Source organism: Bacillus sp. FSL R5-0431 (genome assembly GCF_038002985.1).
Taxonomy (GTDB): Bacteria; Bacillota; Bacilli; order Bacillales; family Bacillaceae; genus Bacillus.
The window spans coordinates 1,774,503-1,793,291 of sequence record NZ_JBBOOG010000001.1 but is presented as its reverse complement, the minus strand read 5'-3'; the positions used below and the strand labels follow the sequence as shown (position 1 = coordinate 1,793,291).

The window sequence follows — 18,789 nt, the reverse complement described above, 5'->3', positions numbered from 1 at the left end:
TGATGGAGGAGGAAAATCATGATGTCGATTCATCCACAAACGATCGGCTCCCTATTAAAAGAGAAAAAGGAGCAGCACCCAGCACATGAAGCCATTGTGTATCCAGAACGTTCATTACGTTATTCATACGAAGCGTTTTTTAGAGAGGTTAAGGAAACGGGGAAAGGTCTTATGGCATTAGGGGTTCAAAAAGGGGATCATATCGCCATCATGGCGCCCAATGTACCTGAATGGCTCATGCTGCAATTCGCCTGCGCCTCCATTGGAGCCGTTCTTGTCACCGTGAATACGAACTTTCAATCACAAGAACTCGCTTATTTACTAAAGCATTCTGATAGCAGCATGCTGTTTATCGTTGACGGGTTTAAAGAGACATCATATGTCAGGATGCTTGAAGACCTCATTCCAGAGCTTAAAACAGCTCATCAAGACGAGATCAGTTCATCATCATTTCCATATTTAAAAAGTGTGGTATATATTGGCGAGCACACGCCAAAGGGCATGCGCAGCTGGGACAGTATTCAAACTGCTGCCAAAAGAACGGAGGATGATGAATGGGAGAAACGAATGGGTGAGCTGAAGCCTGATGATGTCATTAATATGCAATATACTTCAGGCACAACCGGCTACCCAAAAGGCGTCATGCTCAGCCATACAAACATCGTCTGCAATGCCAGTCAAATCGCAGATTGCATGAAGCTCACCCATGAAGACCGCATGTGTATCCCCGTGCCATTCTTTCATTGCTTTGGGTCTGTTCTTGGCGTACTTGCTTGTCTCGCAAAAGGAGGCACGATCATTCCAATTGAATCTTTCCACCCAGAGCGAGTCCTTCAAACAGTGGAACAAGAGAAGTGTACTGTTCTTCACGGCGTCCCGACAATGTTCATTGCAGAGCTCGATCATCCGAATTTCCACCAATACGATCTGTCCACATTACGAACCGGCATTATGGCAGGATCTCTCTGCCCATCCCATGTGATGAAAGCAGTCATTGAACAAATGGGCCTGAAGGAGCTCACGATTGCCTACGGTCAGACCGAAAGCTCACCTGTCATTACCCAAACAAGAACGGATGATTCATTTGAAAGGCGGGTTCAAACGGTAGGTCGGGCACTTCCTCACATCGAGGTAAAAATCACCGCCCCAGGTACTCAGACTCAGGATGAAATGCCAAGAGGAGAACAAGGTGAGCTGTGTACAAGAGGCTATCATGTGATGAAAGGCTACTATAAAAATGAAGAAGCCACAAATGAAGTCATTGATGAGGACGGGTGGCTTCATACAGGGGATTTAGCGGAGATGGATGAGGACGGCTATGTGAAAATCACAGGACGGCTGAAAGATATGATCATTAGAGGCGGGGAAAATGTTTATCCAAAAGAGATTGAAGACGTTCTTTACACGCATCCAGCCATTCTTGATGCACAGGTTGTTGGTATTCCTGACGAGACCTATGGAGAGGAAGCCGCCGCATTCATTCGGCTCAAACAAGGTCACACGGTGACGATTGAGTCATTAACCAGCTATTGTCAGTCACAAATGGCTCGCTACAAAATTCCAAAATATTTTTTCATCACAGACGAGTATCCGATGACCGCATCAGGGAAGATTCAAAAATTTCGTCTGAAAAAACAGGCGCTTGATCTAATAAAGGAGTGAGGGCAGCGATGTTCAAAAAAGTACTGATCGCAAATCGAGGCGAAATTGCTCGTAGAATTATTCGGACTTGTAAAAGGCTTGGGATCAACACCGTGGCTGTTTATTCAGAGGCAGATCAGCATGCGCTTCATGTGCAAGAAGCAGACAGCGCCTATCTGATTGGAGGAGCGAAAGTATCTGAAAGCTATTTAAACATGGAAGTGATTATCGAGGTTGCCAAGCAGACAAATACAGATGCCATCCATCCTGGATATGGCCTCTTATCAGAAAATGCGGCCTTTGCTGAACGCTGCCGCAGCGAAGGAATTATTTTTATTGGACCATCCGCACAGGTCATTCAGCGAATGGGGAATAAAATTGAAGCGAGAAAAACGATGGACCATGCGGGGATTCCCATTGTACCAGGCGTTTCAGCCCCGCTCCATGACGCAGAAGAAGGAGTCAGTAAAGCCCAGTCACTCGGTTATCCGATCATGCTCAAAGCATCAAGCGGAGGCGGGGGAATTGGCATGCAGCTTGTGCGAAATGACGAGGAGCTGCATAAAGCTTTTGAAGGAAATCAAAAAAGAGCGCAAAGTTTTTTCAACGACGGGACGCTTTATATGGAAAAGGTCATTGAAGACGCGCGGCACATTGAAATTCAGGTCCTCTTTGATTCCTTCGGCCATGGGGTTCACTTATTTGAGCGCGACTGTTCACTCCAAAGAAGACACCAGAAAATCATCGAAGAAGCACCTGCCGCCTGTCTCGATGAATCAGTGAGACAACAGATGGGACAGATGGCCGTCAAAGCAGCCAAAGCCATTGGCTATGAAAATGCAGGGACGATTGAATGTTTAGTCGATCAAAACCAACAATTTTATTTTCTAGAGATGAACACGAGATTACAAGTAGAGCACCCTGTCACAGAAGAAATTACAGGTATTGATCTTGTCGAGGAGCAGCTGAAAATCGCTGCATCAGAGCCGCTTTCCTTCATTCAGGAGGATATTCATCAAATTGGGCATGCCATCGAGGTCAGAATCTATGCGGAGGACCCCGTTACCTTTTATCCGTCACCAGGAACAATCACTCGGCTATTTATGCCAGAAGCTCCCTATATACGCCATGAATCAAGTGTGACAAGCGGGAGCGTCATTACCCCATATTACGATCCAATGATTGCGAAGATGATCGTTTACGGTGATACACGAAAACTTGCAATAGAACGATTAAAAAAGGCGTTACAAGCATATGAAATAGAAGGGATCAAAACCAACTTACCGCTTTTAAGGGAAATGGCTGGATCTTCTGCTTTCTTACATGGCAGCATCACAACCGATTTTCTCATGAAAAAAAGGGAGGGGAACCGTTCATGAAAATGGTCACGATACAAATGGCCGGAAACTTATGGAAGCTTCTTGTGAAAAAAGGCGATGAAGTGCAAAAAGGGCAGGAGGTCGCTATCTTGGAATCAATGAAAATGGAGATTCCAATTGTTGCAGAAGAGGCTGGTGTCATCAGCAAAGTGTATAAGGCAGAGGGGGAATTTGTCGATGAAGGAGAGGTCCTTCTTGAGCTGACAGAATAGGAGGGAGCGAGATGGCATTACCAAAGCGTGTACTTATCAGAGAGGTCGGCCCGCGGGACGGACTGCAAAATGAATCCACTTGGCTGGACACAAGCGAGAAGCAAAGGTGGATTGAACTGCTCACAGCAGCCCGGCTTCCTTATATTGAAGTCACCTCATTTGTTCATCCTAAATGGGTCCCAGCCTTAAAAGACGCCAAAGAGTTAGCTCAATCCTTACACAAAAATGACAACATCACCTATGCAGCACTCATTCCTAATGAAAAAGGCTTGGCTCACTTTTTTGAAGCAAATCTTGACGCAGGCGCTATGTTTATCTCTTCGAGTGAAACACATAACAAAAAAAATATGAATCAATCCATCCACGAAACACTTCCTGTCATCAAACAAATGACAGCTGAATTAAAAGCAGCAGGAAAGATCACGCGCGCATATATTTCTACCGTGTTTGGCTGCCCTTATGAACATCAAGTGCCAATGGATCAAGTTCTGCGGTTAACGGATATTCTGCTCTCTTATGGCATTGATGAAATATCACTCGGCGACACCATTGGAGAAGCCCATCCGCTTCAAGTAGAAAGGCGATTAGACATTTTACTAGAACGTTTTCCTGCTGATAAAATCGCTCTACATTTTCACGATACGAAGGGGATGGGTCTTGCCAATATTTATACGGCATTAAAAGCGGGAATCACAACATTTGACTCCTCAAGCGGCGGGCTTGGCGGCTGCCCATATGCACCTGGCTCTAGCGGAAATGTCGCAACAGAAGATGTAGTGCATATGCTTCAAAAACTAGGAATTGAAACCAAAATCGATTTTCCAGCATTGATAAATGCGGCAGAATGGATCGAAACAAAAGTAAATCGAACCCTGCCTAGTCATTGTTTACGTGCTTTTCACTCTCATACTACTTCATAAAGGATGAATGTGACATGACATCATTGGTCAATTTTACGATACAAGATGAACGGATTGGGATCATGACCTTAAACAGGCCGGAACAAGCGAATTCCCTATCCGCTGCGATGCTTGAGGAGATCAATCAAATCATTCAAGAAATCAAACACGATGAAAGCATCCGCTGTCTGCTCATTACAGGAGCTGGTTCTAACGTCTTTTGCGCAGGAGCTGATTTAAAGGAGCGACGATTGATGACAGAAGAAGAAGCAAAAGCGGCGGTTCTGTCGATTCAGCAAACCTTTACAGAAATTGACTCCCTTCCTGTGCCTGTCATTGCCGTGATGAATGGACACGCACTCGGCGGAGGCCTTGAGCTCGCACTGGCTTGTGATCTCCGCATCGCACGAGCCGGAGCAAGACTCGGCCTGCCAGAAACTGGACTAGCCATCATACCAGGAGCCGGAGGAACCCAGCGGCTTCCGCGCCTGATTGGACTCGGTAAAGCAAAAGAACTGATTTTCACAGGTGGTTCATTACAAGCTGAAGAAGCCATTCAAATCGGGTTGATTGAGCACCTCTCTTTAGCAGATTCTCTTATGGATGACGCCATTTCTCTCGCAAAACAAATCGCCAAAAACGGTCCAATTGCTTTAAAAGAAGCGAAACAAGCGATTCAAATGAGCCTTGATCATGATTTACGTACAGGTCTGATGAAGGAATACGAAGCCTATGTACGGCTCATTGATACAGAAGATCGAATGGAGGGACTTCAAGCTTTCCAAGAAAAACGAACGCCTCATTACAGAGGCAACTAGCAAGAAAGGGGAATGGGCATGATCGAAGAATATGAAGTGAAAAAACAGCGGATTGTAAAAGGAGGAGCCGAACGTTACCATCAAAAAAACAAAGAAAAAGGAAAATTGTTCGTCCGTGACCGGCTCCAGTTGTTATTAGATGAGGATTCTTTCATTGAGGATGCCATGTTTGCCGAGTGTAAAGATCAACATTTACCAGCAGATGGGGTTGTCACAGGGACGGGGCGGATGAATGGGCAAACGGTTTGCGTCATGGCGAATGATTCTACCGTCAAAGCTGGATCATGGGGCGTCAAAACGGTAGAAAAAATCATTAGAATCCAAGAAACAGCGGAAAAGCTCAACTGCCCGATGCTGTATTTAGTCGATTCTGCGGGTGCAAGAATCACCGATCAAATTGCCATGTTTCCAGGCAGAAGGGGCGCGGGGCGCATTTTTTATAACCAGGTGAAGCTGTCTGGACGTATCCCGCAAATTTGTTTACTATTTGGTCCTTCTGCGGCAGGAGGTGCTTACATTCCTGCTTTTTGTGACATCGTCGTTATGGTCGAAGGGAATGCCTCGATGTATTTAGGCTCTCCGAGAATGGCCGAAATGGTGATTGGAGAGAAAGTATCACTAGAAGAAATGGGCGGGGCAAACATGCACTGCAGCATATCAGGATGTGGTGATATTTTAGCCAAAACCGAGGAAGAAGCCATTCAAATCGCTCGCGACTATTTAACCTACATGCCTGCCAACTATACAGAGAAACCAAAACGGGCAGCCGCCAAAGCACCTCAGCCATCTGAGATGACCATCCAAGACCTTATCCCTAAGGGGCAGAATACCCCTTTTGATATGTATCAGCTCATTGATTTACTCATTGATGAAGGGTCATTTTTTGAAATCAAAAAACTGTTTGCCGCTGAGTTGATTACAGGCTTTGGCCGCATGAATGGTCAGCCTGTTGGTCTTATTGCCAACCAGCCTAGGGTGAAAGGCGGGGTGTTATTCCATGACTCAGCTGACAAAGCCGCCAAGTTTATTCAGCTATGTGACGCCTTTCATATCCCGCTCCTTTTTCTTGCGGATATACCGGGATTTATGATTGGAACAAAAGTGGAACAAGCTGGCATTATTAGACACGGGGCGAAAATGATCTCCGCTATGTCAGAGGCCACTGTTCCGAAAATATCGGTCATTGTGCGTAAAGCATACGGTGCAGGGTTATATGCAATGGCAGGGCCAGCGTTTGAACCAGACTGCTGTCTTGCTCTTCCATCAGCGCAAATTGCTGTCATGGGGCCAGAAGCGGCTGTGAATGCTGTCTATGCGAATAAAATTGCCGAGCTGCCTGCCGAAGAGAGAGCTGCATTTATACAAGAGAAACGTAAGGAATATCAGGAAGATATGAATATATATGAGCTTGCCTCTGAAATGATTGTCGATGGCGTCATCCCGTTTGACCACCTGCGAGCTGAGCTTTGTCATCGATTACAAGCCTATTCCTCAAAAGAGATGACATTTACAAGACGAAAACATCCGGTCTATCCGGTCTAAAGGGGGCATCCTTATGATGAACCTGAAACCAGCATGGGTACCGGAAGAGCAGAAGGTCAAACATACACGTCTTTACAAATGGATGCACTCACTTGGTTTCTCTACTTATGATGCATTCTACAAAGCTAGTATCGAGCGTACCGATTGGTTTTGGAGAGAAGCTGAAAAGGCGGTCGGCATCAAGTGGAAGATGCCGTATGAAGCCGCATTAGGTCAAGATTCATTCATGTGGCCGAAGTGGTATAAAGGCGGTCAACTAAACATAACCGAAACCGCCGTGGACAAATGGGCAGAGAACGAAGAGACCCAGCATCAGCCAGCCGTGATTTGGAGAAATGAAGTTGGGGCAGAGAGGAAATGGACGTATCTCGACCTTCAGGAAAAGGTGAATCGCCTCGCTGCTGGTTTTTTGAAGAATGGGCTTCAAAAAGGAGATGTGGCGGTCATTTATATGCCAATGCTTCCTGAAACGGTTGCCGTCATGCTAGCCTTTGCAAAAATTGGTGTCATCTTTAGCCCCGTCTTCTCCGGCTATGGAAGCGAGCCTCTTGCCGTGCGTATTCGTGCATCAGGTGCATCCATTGTCGTCACAGGCTCCGACATGACGCGACGCGGGAAGACGATCAATATGCGGGAATGTGCGGCAAATGCGATTCACAAAACAGACACTGTCAAAACCGTCATTGTACACAATTCCTCTGATACTGAATATGAAGGGGATATCAGGCTAAACGATTTGTTAAAAGAAGATCTGATAAGTGAAACGACCTATCTCACAAATGAAGAGCCTCTCATGATCTTATACACTTCTGGAACAACTGGTACGCCAAAAGGAGCTGTCCATACACACGCAGGCTTCCCTGTAAAAGCTGCTTTTGACGCCGGTCTTTGTATGGACGTTGCAAAAGGAGACCGTTTGTTTTGGCTCACAGACATGGGCTGGATGATGGGGCCATTTCTCGTCTTTGGCGGCTTGATCAATGGAGCTGCAATCGTTTTATATGACGGTGCACCCGATTATCCAGATGAACAGCACCTCTGGTCATTCATCCACGAGCAAAAAGTCACCCATTTTGGACTTTCACCTACTTTTGTTCGGTCTGCGATGCAGCAAAACCTTTCAGGTATTCAGCTGCCGCATGTCAAAGCCATCATTTCTACAGGTGAACCGTGGAATGAAGCACCATGGCAATGGCTTTTTGACAAAATCGGTCAAAAGCATATTCCGATCCTAAATTATTCAGGGGGAACAGAGGTCTCTGGCGGAATTGTAGGAAGTACACTGCTTCGCCCAATCAAACCAGTTCTTTTTAATGCGGCGATCTTAGGAATGGCGGCAGATGTGTATAATGAAGCAGGTCAGAGCGTCATAAATGAAGTAGGAGAACTTGTTTTGAAAAAGCCATGGGTCGGCATGACATGTGGTTTTTGGAAAGATCCGGGGCGATATGAAGACACGTATTTCAGACGATTTGATGGGGTGTGGACACATGGTGATTGGGTGATGCAATCAGCGGATGGCACATTCCATATCACGGGCAGATCGGATGATGTCATTAATTCAGCAGGAAAACGTGTCGGCCCAGCAGAAATTGAATCCATTCTTGTCGGACATCCAGCCGTACACGAGGCAGCTGTAATTGGGGTAAAGGATGAGGTGAAAGGGGAGGCACTCGTGTGCTTCATCGTGACTAGCTCACAATCTTGTGACGAAGCAAAACTGATTCGAGAGCTCAAAACTCATGTTGGTTCACACGCGGGAAAAGCTCTCATGCCAAAGGAAATTCATCTCATTTCAACTTTACCGAAAACAAGAAACGGAAAAATCGTCCGGCGTTTATTAAAAGGAGCCTATGAACAGCAGCCCTCACTAGATCTTTCTTCTTTAGAAAACCCTCATGTGTACAAAAGCATTTGCAAATACTTGAAACGGAAACAGAATCCATAGAAAAAGACAGGAGAGTGTCCTGTCTTTTTCTATTGCACATGAAAATTCGTGCCATCTGTTGTTTCTTTGACAATCCCTGCCCGAACGACAAAATCACCGAAATGTTCTTGGTCTTCTCGTTCTTTTGCATAGCGAGGGAGCAGAGAGCCAAGCTCGTTTAAAATGTCTTCCTCACCAACATTTTCACGGTACAGCTTACTTAATCTGCTGCCATCAAACGCAGCGCCAAGATACATGTTGTATTTGCCAGGTGATTTGCCGATAAAGCCAATTTCACCTAACGCATGGCGGGCACAACCATTTGGACATCCAGTCATTCGAATCGTGATTTCTTTATCACTTAAGCCATTTTCTTCGACAATCTCTTCAATTTTGTCAATCAAGCGTGGAAGGTAGCGTTCTGCTTCTGCCATCGCTAAGCCGCATGTTGGAAGAGAAACACAGGCCATTGAACTGCGGCGCAGTGCAGAGTGCTGCTGGCCAGCTGATAAACCGAACTCCTGAATGAGCTGCTCGATTTGTTTCTTTTTATGAGATGTGACATTTCCAATGATCAAATTTTGATTCGCTGTTAAGCGGAAGTCTCCTGTATGAATCTTTGCAATTTCCCGAATACCTGTCATCAGCGGGTAGTCATCGTAATCCGTGATGCGGCCGCCTTCTACAAACATCGTATAATGCCATCTGCCATTGATGCCTTTTACCCAGCCATAGCGGTCTCCGTTATGATCAAAGTGATAATCTTTTGCGTCTAAAAGGGCAAACCCAAGGCGTCGTTCAAGCTCTTCTTTTACATTCTCAAGACCGAGGCGGTCCACTGTATATTTAAAGCGGGCGTTTTTTCGCACCGAACGGTTTCCATAGTCACGCTGAATGGTAATCACTTGTTTCGCAATCTCTACAACTTGTTCCGGTGTACAAAAGCCAATCACTTTTGCAAGCTGAGGATAGGTCGCTGTATCACCATGAGTCATGCCCATTCCACCGCCAATTGCGACATTAAAGCCGATCAATTGCTCATTTTCGATGATCGCAATGAAGCCTAAATCCTGCGAAAAGACATCAATATCGTTAGCAGGAGGGACCGCCACACCAATTTTGAATTTTCTTGGCAAATAAAGCGGACCATACATCGGTTCAACTTCCGTATCAGGCGTTGCCGCTACCTTTTCCTCATCAAGCCAAATTTCATGATACGCTCTAGTTTGCGGAAGCAGGTCATCACTTAATTTTTTGGCCAGCTCATATACATCATGGTGCACTTCTGATTGATAGGGGTTTGATGTACACATGACATTTCGGTTCACGTCGCCGCAAGCAGCGATTGTATCTAGCATAGTAGAATGGATGTCTTGAATGGTCTTTTTCATGTTCCATTTTAAAATACCGTGAAGCTGAAAGGTTTCACGAGTAGTCAGCTTTAACGTACCGTTTCCGTATTTGTGAGCAAGCTCATCCATCACTAGCCACTGCTTAGATGTGGCGATTCCGCCAGGCAGGCGTACGCGCAGCATAAATTGATAGGCTGGCTCAAGCTTTTGTTTTTGCCGTTCATTTCTAAGGTCTCGATCATCCTGTAAATAGCTGCCGTGATGCTTCATCAGGCGGTTGTCATCATCAGGAATGCCCGCTGAAATCGGATCAAGCATCACTTCTTTTAACGTACCCCGTAAATAATCACTTTTTTCTTTGATTTCCTCTACGTCGCTCGGAGGTCCATCCGGCGCTGTTAATGCTGTCTTCACCATGTAAGTAAAAGCTCCTTTCTTTCAAGCATCAAATCAATCAATATACGTCGCGCTGATAGCGTTTTTGCTGCTGCAAGTTGGCTAAATAGCTTTCTGCTTTCTCTTTGCTCATCGCACCTTCTTCTTGGATGATCGATAGAAGGGTACCATGAACATCATGCGCCATATGCTTTTCATCTCCGCAGACATATACATAGGCACCTTGCTCCAGCCATTCGAATAATTCTTTACTTTGTTTCTTCATTTGGTGCTGGACATATACCTTTTCCTCTGAATCTCTTGAAAAAGCCACGTCCATTTTCGTTAAGACACCATCTTTTAACCACTTTTGCCATTCAGTTTGATATAAGAAATCCGTCACAAAGTGCTGATCACCGAAGAATAGCCATGACTTTCCGTTTGCACCGATTTCTTCTCGTTCCTGCATAAACGAACGGAAAGGAGCGATACCTGTGCCTGGTCCCACCATAATGATCGGTGCATCAGGGTTTTCAGGAAGCTTAAAGTTTTGGTTGTGCTGGATATAAACAGGCAGTGTATCACCTGGCTCTAAGCGCTCCGCACATAAGATGGAGCAGACACCTTGGCGTTCTCTCCCGTGTGCATCATATCTCACAGCACCTATAGTCAAATGAACTTCTTCTTCATTGGCTTTCAGGCTGCTTGCAATCGAATAAAGGCGTGCAGGGATTTTTCTTAAAATAGCGGTGAAATCTGCGGCTGTTCCTTCAAAAGGACCAAAATCGCGAGCAGCATCTACTAGATCTCTTCCTGCTATATACGCTTTTAACTTTTCTTCATTCCCTTCTTCTAAAAGGGCATGGAGGGCTTCACTTTTTGTAAAGTCCGCCATCTTTTGAAGAAGGGGTTTTGTTAATACTGTAATCTCAAAGTGCGAGGTGAGTGCTTCTTTCAAAAGAAGAGTGTCGCCGTTTTTATGCACGGTTACGGCTTCCTCTGCATTCCATCCGCAAATCGTGAGCAGTTCATCAACAAGCGCAGGATCATTTGTTGGATAAATACCAAGACTGTCACCCGGCTCATAAACAAGTCCTGATCCTTCAAGAGAGAGCTCCAAATGGCGGGTTTCTTTGTTAGAGCCGCGGCCATTTAGGTTGATATTTTCAAGAACTTCCGCATAAAAAGGATTCATTCTTGAGTATTCAGAAGCTGCTGTTTGGTTGGTTGCTCCTGCTGATTCTTGCGGGAATGCTGCGGCTTCACCTTCGCTAAGTGCCGATGTCACCCCTTGAAGCCATTCAGAAAACGGCTCATCATAATCAAGGTCACAATCCACTCGGCCTATAAGACGTGTTCCGCCAAGTTCTTTGAAGCGCTCATCAAATTCTTTTCCAGTCTGACAGAAGAATTCATAAGAGCTGTCGCCAAGCGAAAGAACAGAAAAGCTTAAATGATCGAGCTTTGGCGCACGTCTACCATGGACATATTCATGGAAAGAAAGGGCATTATCAGGCGGATCTCCCTCGCCATGTGTGCTGACGATCATCAGTAAATTGTGTATTTTTTTCAGATTATTTGGTTTAAAATCTGACATAGAAGAGAGCGTCACTTGAAAACCTTTCTCCTCGAGATGCTGCGCTGTCTTTTTTGCTAACCCTTCGGAATTGCCTGTTTGCGAGCCATAAAGTACGGTCACATCTTTACTGACAGGCTGCGCAGGGGCTGCGGCAGAAGGAGTAGGGGCCAGAGTGGCCGTTTCTGATCCGGCTAGAGCTGCCTGTGCTGATAAATAACCGGTAAGCCAAATTTTTTGTTGATCTGTTAAAGTCGGAAGCAGCTGATTGAGCAAGTCTGCCTGCTGCTGACTAAACGGACTGTTCAATACATGAAGTTGCAACGATATCCACCTCACAAGGAATATAAACATAGATTAATTCGATAGGAATTATATATATAGGTTCAATTTGAACTTTACCGAAAGTTTGCCATTAAGTAAAATATATAATATTGATTGTCATGATTAAGATTTCTAATACCTTTACATGGTGAAATTAATTTATTTGGTCAAGGAGGTAATATGAGTATTATTAGAGATTTGGAAGATCCAAAAGTTAAGTTTAAATTAGTAAAGAATGTGTCTATCCATAGAAAGGAATTAGAAAAATTAAATCTGAGTCAAGTTGCAGATCTTCGCATTTATGCGAAAGATAAATACGAAAGAGCTGCCAATTTTTCTACAAAAGCTTCAATTATTACAATAACAATTGTGCCATTATTTTTATTTTTGAACTCTTACTTTAATTCATATTTTAACTTTGGATTAAATTTTATTTCTAGAAAATACAACGTTAACGATTCGAAATTACTAGATAACTCACATGAGCAGCAAAATGATTTTGATAAACTTTCGATCAATATATTTGATACTTATATTTATTTTGCTTCAAGTGTTTTAATAGTTGTTTTTATTGTTTTTCTCATTAGAAGAGTTGATGTTTCCAAAACAAATAAACTTTTTAATTTAATTGATGAAATATATGACATGAAATTAAAACGAGAGGAACAATTTCAAGAAGATTATAAACAATTGCAAAAGATACGAGCTATGAATTGGCAATTAATCTCTTGTGTTCATTATTCTAATCGTTTAGAGATTTTAATGAAATCTCCAAATCGAAAAGAAGCTGAATTTTTTATGTTCTATGAATTAGATCATATTAAAGAAGTTGAAGTAATTTTGGGAATTAGTTAAAAATTGAGTTCACGATTATTCATTAAATACTCCTCTTTTTATTGATACATGATCTCATCATTATGGATAAGGATAAATAGGGGAGTAGTAAGCAGTTCTTAAAATTCGAAATGGGTTCTTATTAATTAAATAAAAAGGGGAGAAAAACCCTAGAGTTTTTCTCCCTTCTCAATTTATGCCGTTGGAAGTCCCATCACAGCTTTCACTTCTAAATATTCCTCGATGCCGAAGTCTCCCCATTCTCTTCCGATACCAGATTGCTTAAAGCCGCCAAATGGGGCAAAGTAATCTGTTTCGGCATTGTTAATGGTGATTTGGCCAGCACGGATATGTTCAGCTACATATTTTAAAGTTTTTTCATCTTTTCCAACAACATACCCGGCAAGGCCATAAACCGTATCATTGGCGATGTCAAGGGCATGATCTAGGTCCTGATACGTAATCACACTCATGACCGGTCCGAATATTTCTTCTTGCGCAATGGTCATATCATTTTTTACATTGGTGAAAATGGTATGCTTGGCGAAATATCCTTTATCGATTCCGTCCGGCTTTCCAGTTCCCCCTGCAAGCAGAGTAGCACCTTCATCAATTCCTTTTTCAATATAAGATTGCACGGTATCCCACTGCTTTTTAGAAACAAGCGGGCCTGTAGCGTGATCTTCTCTCGGATCACCAACTGTAAACTTCGGCAGGGCATTCAGCAGCGCTTTTTCAAACTTGTCTTTCATTGATTCTGGAATAAGCACACGCGTAGCTGCAGAACACACTTGACCTGTATTCATCGCAATATGATCAATGGCGGTTTTTGCTGCCTCATCCACATCTGCATCATCTAAGACGATAAGAGGGGATTTCCCGCCAAGCTCAAGAGCCACTTTCTTCACATTGTCCGCCGCGTTTTCCATAATTTTAGAGCCGACGGCACCTGATCCAGTAAATGAAACAAAGTCAATATCAGGATGTGAGCTAATACCGTCACCAATCACGTCACCAGTTCCGTTTACTAAGTTGAAGACTCCTTTCGGTACGCCTGCTTCATCAATGATTTCTGCAAGAATCATCGCAGCAAAAGGTGTAATTTCCGCTGGCTTTAAGACAACTGGTGAGCCTGCCGCAATGGCACCCGCAATTTTAAGAGATGTTTGATTCGTTGGGAAGTTCCACGGTGTAATCAATCCGCTGACGCCAATCGCTTCTTTTATAATGGTATGTCCGCCGCGGTCCTCGGTAAATGTATAAGATTTAAGTGCTTCCGCTGCTTTAGAAAAATGTTCATAGCCCATTGTGTAATGAACTTCTTCTGATACTTTCAGCGGTGCACCGAGCTCTTGTGTCATCACTTCTACAAGTTCATCCTTGCGTTTTTCGTAGCCGCGCACAATGTTTTCCAGCATCTTCACGCGTTCATTTCGAGATGTTTTCGAGAAAGAAGGGAAGGCGGCACGAGCTGCTTTCACTGCCTTATCTAAATCTTCTTTTGTTCCTAAGCTAATGGTGCCAATGACTTCTTCTGTCGCAGGGTTGATGACCTCTGTCTTTTCGTTTCCTGTTGAAGCAATCCATTCTCCGTTAATAAAATGTTTCTCTTGATTTCTCATTCTGACATGTCTCCTTTTTATATGTGATTCAATCAATATTCTGTTTTCAGCTGATATAAAACTGTACCCACTGTGAAAAATCTAAAACGAAGAAACTGCAAAAGAAAAAGTTTCTGATATAATACGCAAAGTGGGACATATGTCCTTTTCAATAGATGGGCATGTATCATTTAATGGAACTAGACTGAAAAAAGAAGGAGCATTTGAACGAATGAAAGGTGTTATTTTCGCTTTATTAGGAGGCGCTTGCATTACACTGCAAGGCGTAGCCAACGCAAGAATCAGCCAGGATATCGGCACATGGCAGGCGGCAACGATCACGCAGCTGACCGGCTTTATCATCTCGCTCGTCATTTTACTGATTGTACGAGACGGACACTTCAGGGAATATCGAAAGGTGCAGCCACTTTATTTAATAGGCGGCGCATTTGCAGCCATTATTATTTTTAATGAAGTCACCGCGATTCAAATGATCGGTGTCACACTCACCATCGCAGCGTTACTTATTGCACAGCTTGCTTTTACCTTTGCAATCGATGCAAAAGGATGGTTTGGTGTACAGAAGAAAAAAATGAAATGGCCTCATTATGCAGGAATTTTACTGATGGTCGCAGGCGTGATCATTTTAAAGCTATAAAGGAGGGCGTCAGATGGAGGAGCTTTATGATGAATCTCTTTTTTCCTCTTATCTTAAGGCAAATCAATTAGAAAACGTCTTTCATCAAAAGCTCATATCACACGTGAGCTTGTGGCGCTATGAGCAGGGTGAGCTCGTTTGTTCAAAAGGGGATAAGAGGGAGTACCTGTACTTGTTAGTGAAAGGAAAATTAAAGATTTTCACGACCACAAAGGAAGGGAAAACCTTTATTCTTAGCTTTAAACATCCCCTTGAAGCGATTGGAGATATTGAATACGTTCAGCAGACGGATATGGTCAATACAGTTGAAGCTGTCACAGAAGTACATATGCTAAGGGTTTCTCATCAAGCGCTCATGCGCCATGCGAAGGATGACCCACGCGTGTTAACCTTTCTGCTAAAAGGCATCACAAACAAATTTTATACAAAATCAAACGATCTGAGTTTCCACCTTTTATATCCTGTGGAGGTCAGGCTTGCAAGCTACTTATTGTCTGTTGTAACAAATGATGACAGCGCGAGCGCCCTTCGTCTCACTGATGCGGCAAGCTTAATCGGTACAAGCTATCGTCATATTAACCGGGTCATTCAGCAATTCTGTGAAAAAGGGCTGATAGAGAGGCGTAGAGGAGAGATTACGATTTGTGACCGGAAAGGGCTCCTAGAAATAGCAGAGCACAACATTTATGAATAGAAGAAATGAAGGGATTTACACATGATTATAGGAATACTATTAGCTATCACTGCTGGCGCACTCGTCAGCTTACAAACCATTTTTAACAGTAAGGTCAATGAGCATACAGGCTCTTGGTCAACTACAACCCTCGTTCTTGGAATGGGCTTTATTGCTTCACTCCTGATGGGTCTCTTACTAGAGGGAACTGGCATGTTTCAATTAAGACATATGGAAGCTTGGTACTGGATCAGCGGAGCCATTGGGGTAGGAGTGGTCATTTGTCTAGTTCAGAGTATCAAACGTCTTGGACCGACTTATGGCATCTCGATTGTCCTCACGTCACAGCTGGGCTGCGCTCTTTTGTTTGATTCGCTTGGCTGGCTTGGGTTAGAAAAAGTGGCATTTTCTTTTACAAAACTATTAGGTGTCATTGTGATTGTTGCTGGGATCTTAGTGTTTAAATTGACCAAATTGGAGTCAGCAGAAAAAGATCAATCGCAAGAAAAAGGGCTGCCACAAGAGTAGCCGCCCTTTTTTAAATCAATCGCCGCCATAATACCGTTATCGCGGATAATCCATTTAAAAGGAGCCTTTTCATCAAAGGCTTTTTTTTCTGCCCATATGCGCTCGCATGATAGGCTGTTCGGTCTTTAGCAACGAGATTACTGTAGGCGATTTTTTGTTCGATTGCCTGTGTAAGTGATAACGCAAACGGGGCACTGTCAATCACCAAAATCGACTCTGTGTTTAAAAAACTAGACCTCGCATCTAAGTTATATGTCCCAATAATACTCAAGTAATCATCAATCACCATTGATTTCCCATGAATGGAATAGGGGCCTTCATATTCATACAAATGAACGCCTGTTTTCATCAGTTCCTTTTTCGTGCTTAAATATCCAGCAAAGGCTAACGGATTTGGTGTCGCTGTAAGAGAATTCGTGACCATTGTCGTTTGAATCTCACTACCTAAGGGGGTGAGTCCGGCTTTCATTGGGCGTGTTGGGATGACATAAGGCGTTTGTATAAGCACAGAACGCTTTGCCCGGTGCGCAAGATCGTTCAGTTTTTTCAGCACAAGCGGCCGCTTATTGAAGCGTTCCACAGGATTTGTGAAAAAGGCAATCTGTTTCACAGAAGTGGCATCTGCTGCCCAATCAAAGGAGGACATCACAAAAGGTTCTTTCGTGCGCACTGCTTCTTGATAGGATCTGAGCAGCTGTTTTCTTAGCTTTAACCCTTTTTTCGCTTTTTGCTTGGAGAACACATCTTTTGTTCTTTTCGTAAAATCATGATTCCATAGATAAACGAAATATTGCTCCATTTCATCTAATACTTTTCCCTTTTTGGCGTTATAGAGTAGCACATCGCGGTCAAAAGCAAAGTCTTTCGGCGGCTGATCTGCAAAGTATTTATCACCGATATTTCTTCCGCCCATCACAGCCACTCGGCCATCTGCCAGCAGCAGCTTATCATGGAGGCGGTTATGCCACGTCCATGGCTTGAACAAACGAAAGGGCTCATAAAAACGAATCGACATGTTCGGATGATTTGCCACCGCATAGCGCAAATGCTTCAGCGGCCCGCGCAAACTGTGGCAGATGCCATCTAACAACACCTGGACTTTCACACCTCGATCAGCTGCTTCAATTAAAGCACCTAGTACCCATTCGGCTGTTTTTCCCTTTTGAATGGAATAGTAACTGAGACGGATCACCTTCTTTGCCTCACGAATCATTTGGATTCTAACCTGACCAGATTCAAACCCATCGTCAAGAAGCATCACTTGATTTGTCCCCTGATCGTCTCCTGAGATAGAAGAGGCTTTATAAATACAATGTTCTTTGCATGTTTTTTGTATCGGTAAATAAAACAACACAAATGCGGTCAAAAATACATAGACGACATAGAGAAGGATGAGAAAAAACAAGAGATGAAGCATAGGTATCAGCTCCTTTCACACAGACACAACTTTTCCTTAGTGTATGTCAAAAATCAAATTTCACTCATTTTGGCTTCCACATCAAAATATATGATAAAAGAATCATCTTGTTTTTATTGGGCATTTAATTATAGTATGAAATGAGTAAGGGGGAATCGAATTGAATGAACCACTATTTAACATTCCAAGCGATGTGTATCAAACGTTAAGTGAAACAGAACGTTATTTACTCCATTATATTCACCAGCATCTAGAGGAAATCTCCACCTTATCCATCGTCACATTAAGTGAAAGAGCGAATGTGTCGACAGCCACAATTGTCAGATTGATGAAAAAAATTGGTTACAACGGCTATACTTCCTTTAAATATCGATTGAAACAAGAAAAGAAAATGACCGATGCAAGTGATCAGCTAAAAAACATCGATGAAGACATCAAACTAGCGATTCGGAAAAATGAAGAAGAGGTTTTAAAGACGATTCAGCTGCAAAGTATTGGGCAAATTGAAGATGCCGTTCAAAAAATACATAATGCGGACAAAATTTATATTTTCGGCAGAGGCTTCTCAGAGATGATTGCTAAAGAAATGACCATCAAATTACAGCTCATCGGAAAAACATGCGAAGTACACGACGACCCGAATATCATTCGGCTGAAATCACGAGATATTGGTAAAAATGAACTTGCGATCTTTGTTTCATTAAATGGCGAAACAGCAGAGCTCGTTGAAGCGTGTCAAAATCTCAGCATGAAGCAAGTCACGACCATTACCGTCACGACAAGAATAGATTCTACATTAAGCAAAATATCAGATATGACTCTAGTCGGATATAAAGGCGAACAATCTTTCTTCCCAGATTATGAAGTCAGATCGCGCCTGTCTCTTCATGTCATTGCCCGCATTTTACTAGATGCCTATGTGATCCGAATGAAATAACCGCTAAAGAAGCCTTCGAGACTTTGATCTGGAAGGCTTTTTATCATGAAAACCTTTACACAATCTGAAAACATTTTCACTCCATCGTATGAGATA

The 18,789-nt window shown here is 43.4% G+C and carries 16 protein-coding genes; 12 read left to right on the top strand and 4 right to left on the bottom strand.

Annotation, left to right across the window (positions count from 1 at the left end; translation table 11 throughout):
• The first annotated feature begins 18 nt into the window (after positions 1 to 18).
• From MKZ03_RS08910 to MKZ03_RS08880, 7 genes are read left to right on the top strand one after another with little or no spacing between them, the layout of a single operon-like run.
• Complete coding sequence (locus MKZ03_RS08910) at positions 19 to 1,662, top strand: AMP-binding protein (protein ID WP_341031577.1); 1,644 nt, start codon at positions 19 to 21, stop codon at positions 1,660 to 1,662.
• Positions 1,663 to 1,670: 8 nt separating this feature from the next.
• Positions 1,671 to 3,020 carry an acetyl-CoA carboxylase biotin carboxylase subunit gene (locus MKZ03_RS08905; RefSeq protein WP_095285246.1) on the top strand — a complete coding sequence of 450 codons (1,350 nt, stop codon included), beginning with the start codon at positions 1,671 to 1,673 and terminating at the stop codon, positions 3,018 to 3,020.
• Positions 3,017 to 3,232: an acetyl-CoA carboxylase biotin carboxyl carrier protein subunit gene (locus MKZ03_RS08900; protein ID WP_106031131.1), complete on the top strand. Its 216-nt coding sequence runs from the start codon at positions 3,017 to 3,019 to the stop codon at positions 3,230 to 3,232. The genes MKZ03_RS08905 and MKZ03_RS08900 overlap by 4 nt, the downstream gene beginning before the upstream one ends.
• An 11-nt stretch (positions 3,233 to 3,243) precedes the next feature.
• Entirely contained in the window at positions 3,244 to 4,152 is a 909-nt protein-coding gene (locus tag MKZ03_RS08895) for a hydroxymethylglutaryl-CoA lyase (protein ID WP_307499722.1), read from the top strand.
• Positions 4,153 to 4,166: 14 nt separating this feature from the next.
• Positions 4,167 to 4,949 (top strand): enoyl-CoA hydratase, encoded by a 783-nt coding sequence (locus MKZ03_RS08890; RefSeq protein WP_334749340.1) that lies wholly within the window; start codon positions 4,167 to 4,169, stop codon positions 4,947 to 4,949.
• An 18-nt stretch (positions 4,950 to 4,967) separates the two neighbouring features.
• Positions 4,968 to 6,491 (top strand): acyl-CoA carboxylase subunit beta, encoded by a 1,524-nt coding sequence (locus tag MKZ03_RS08885; protein ID WP_106037706.1) that lies wholly within the window; start codon positions 4,968 to 4,970, stop codon positions 6,489 to 6,491.
• Positions 6,492 to 6,504: 13 nt separating this feature from the next.
• Positions 6,505 to 8,439 carry an AMP-binding protein gene (locus MKZ03_RS08880; protein WP_340972826.1) on the top strand — a complete coding sequence of 645 codons (1,935 nt, stop codon included), beginning with the start codon at positions 6,505 to 6,507 and terminating at the stop codon, positions 8,437 to 8,439.
• A 29-nt stretch (positions 8,440 to 8,468) separates the two neighbouring features.
• Here the strand turns inward: MKZ03_RS08880 and cysI are convergent, their stop codons facing one another.
• On the bottom strand, positions 8,469 to 10,187 hold the full coding sequence (cysI, locus tag MKZ03_RS08875; RefSeq protein ID WP_307499719.1) for an assimilatory sulfite reductase (NADPH) hemoprotein subunit: 1,719 nt from the start codon (positions 10,185 to 10,187) through the stop codon (positions 8,469 to 8,471).
• A 37-nt stretch (positions 10,188 to 10,224) separates the two neighbouring features.
• A complete protein-coding gene (locus MKZ03_RS08870; protein WP_307499718.1) occupies positions 10,225 to 12,045 on the bottom strand; it encodes an assimilatory sulfite reductase (NADPH) flavoprotein subunit in 1,821 nt (606 codons plus the stop codon).
• Between the two features lie 180 nt (positions 12,046 to 12,225).
• On the opposite strand from MKZ03_RS08870, the gene MKZ03_RS08865 reads away from it, so the two are divergent.
• Positions 12,226 to 12,900: a hypothetical protein gene (locus MKZ03_RS08865; protein ID WP_106037281.1), complete on the top strand. Its 675-nt coding sequence runs from the start codon at positions 12,226 to 12,228 to the stop codon at positions 12,898 to 12,900.
• Between the two features lie 173 nt (positions 12,901 to 13,073).
• On the opposite strand, the gene MKZ03_RS08860 is transcribed toward MKZ03_RS08865, so the two are convergent.
• Positions 13,074 to 14,501, bottom strand: a complete 1,428-nt coding sequence (locus tag MKZ03_RS08860; RefSeq protein ID WP_341031570.1) for an aldehyde dehydrogenase family protein — start codon at positions 14,499 to 14,501, stop codon at positions 13,074 to 13,076.
• Between the two features lie 211 nt (positions 14,502 to 14,712).
• On the opposite strand from MKZ03_RS08860, the gene MKZ03_RS08855 reads away from it, so the two are divergent.
• The 3 genes from MKZ03_RS08855 to MKZ03_RS08845 are packed head-to-tail and all read left to right on the top strand — an operon-like array spanning position 14,713 to position 16,339.
• Complete coding sequence (locus tag MKZ03_RS08855) at positions 14,713 to 15,138, top strand: DMT family transporter (protein ID WP_034661956.1); 426 nt, start codon at positions 14,713 to 14,715, stop codon at positions 15,136 to 15,138.
• 13 nt (positions 15,139 to 15,151) lie between these two features.
• Positions 15,152 to 15,832, top strand: a complete 681-nt coding sequence (locus MKZ03_RS08850; RefSeq protein WP_341031567.1) for a Crp/Fnr family transcriptional regulator — start codon at positions 15,152 to 15,154, stop codon at positions 15,830 to 15,832.
• Between the two features lie 21 nt (positions 15,833 to 15,853).
• On the top strand, positions 15,854 to 16,339 hold the full coding sequence (locus tag MKZ03_RS08845) for a DMT family transporter (RefSeq protein ID WP_034660841.1): 486 nt from the start codon (positions 15,854 to 15,856) through the stop codon (positions 16,337 to 16,339).
• Between the two features lie 10 nt (positions 16,340 to 16,349).
• Here MKZ03_RS08845 and MKZ03_RS08840 read toward each other — a convergent pair whose 3' ends face one another.
• A complete protein-coding gene (locus tag MKZ03_RS08840) occupies positions 16,350 to 17,756 on the bottom strand; it encodes a phospholipase D-like domain-containing protein (RefSeq protein WP_340972823.1) in 1,407 nt (468 codons plus the stop codon).
• 160 nt (positions 17,757 to 17,916) lie between these two features.
• On the opposite strand from MKZ03_RS08840, the gene MKZ03_RS08835 reads away from it, so the two are divergent.
• The gene (locus MKZ03_RS08835; RefSeq protein ID WP_106042083.1) at positions 17,917 to 18,693 is read left to right on the top strand and encodes a MurR/RpiR family transcriptional regulator; all 777 of its coding nucleotides are present in this window, start codon (positions 17,917 to 17,919) and stop codon (positions 18,691 to 18,693) included.
• Positions 18,694 to 18,789 lie beyond the last annotated feature (96 nt).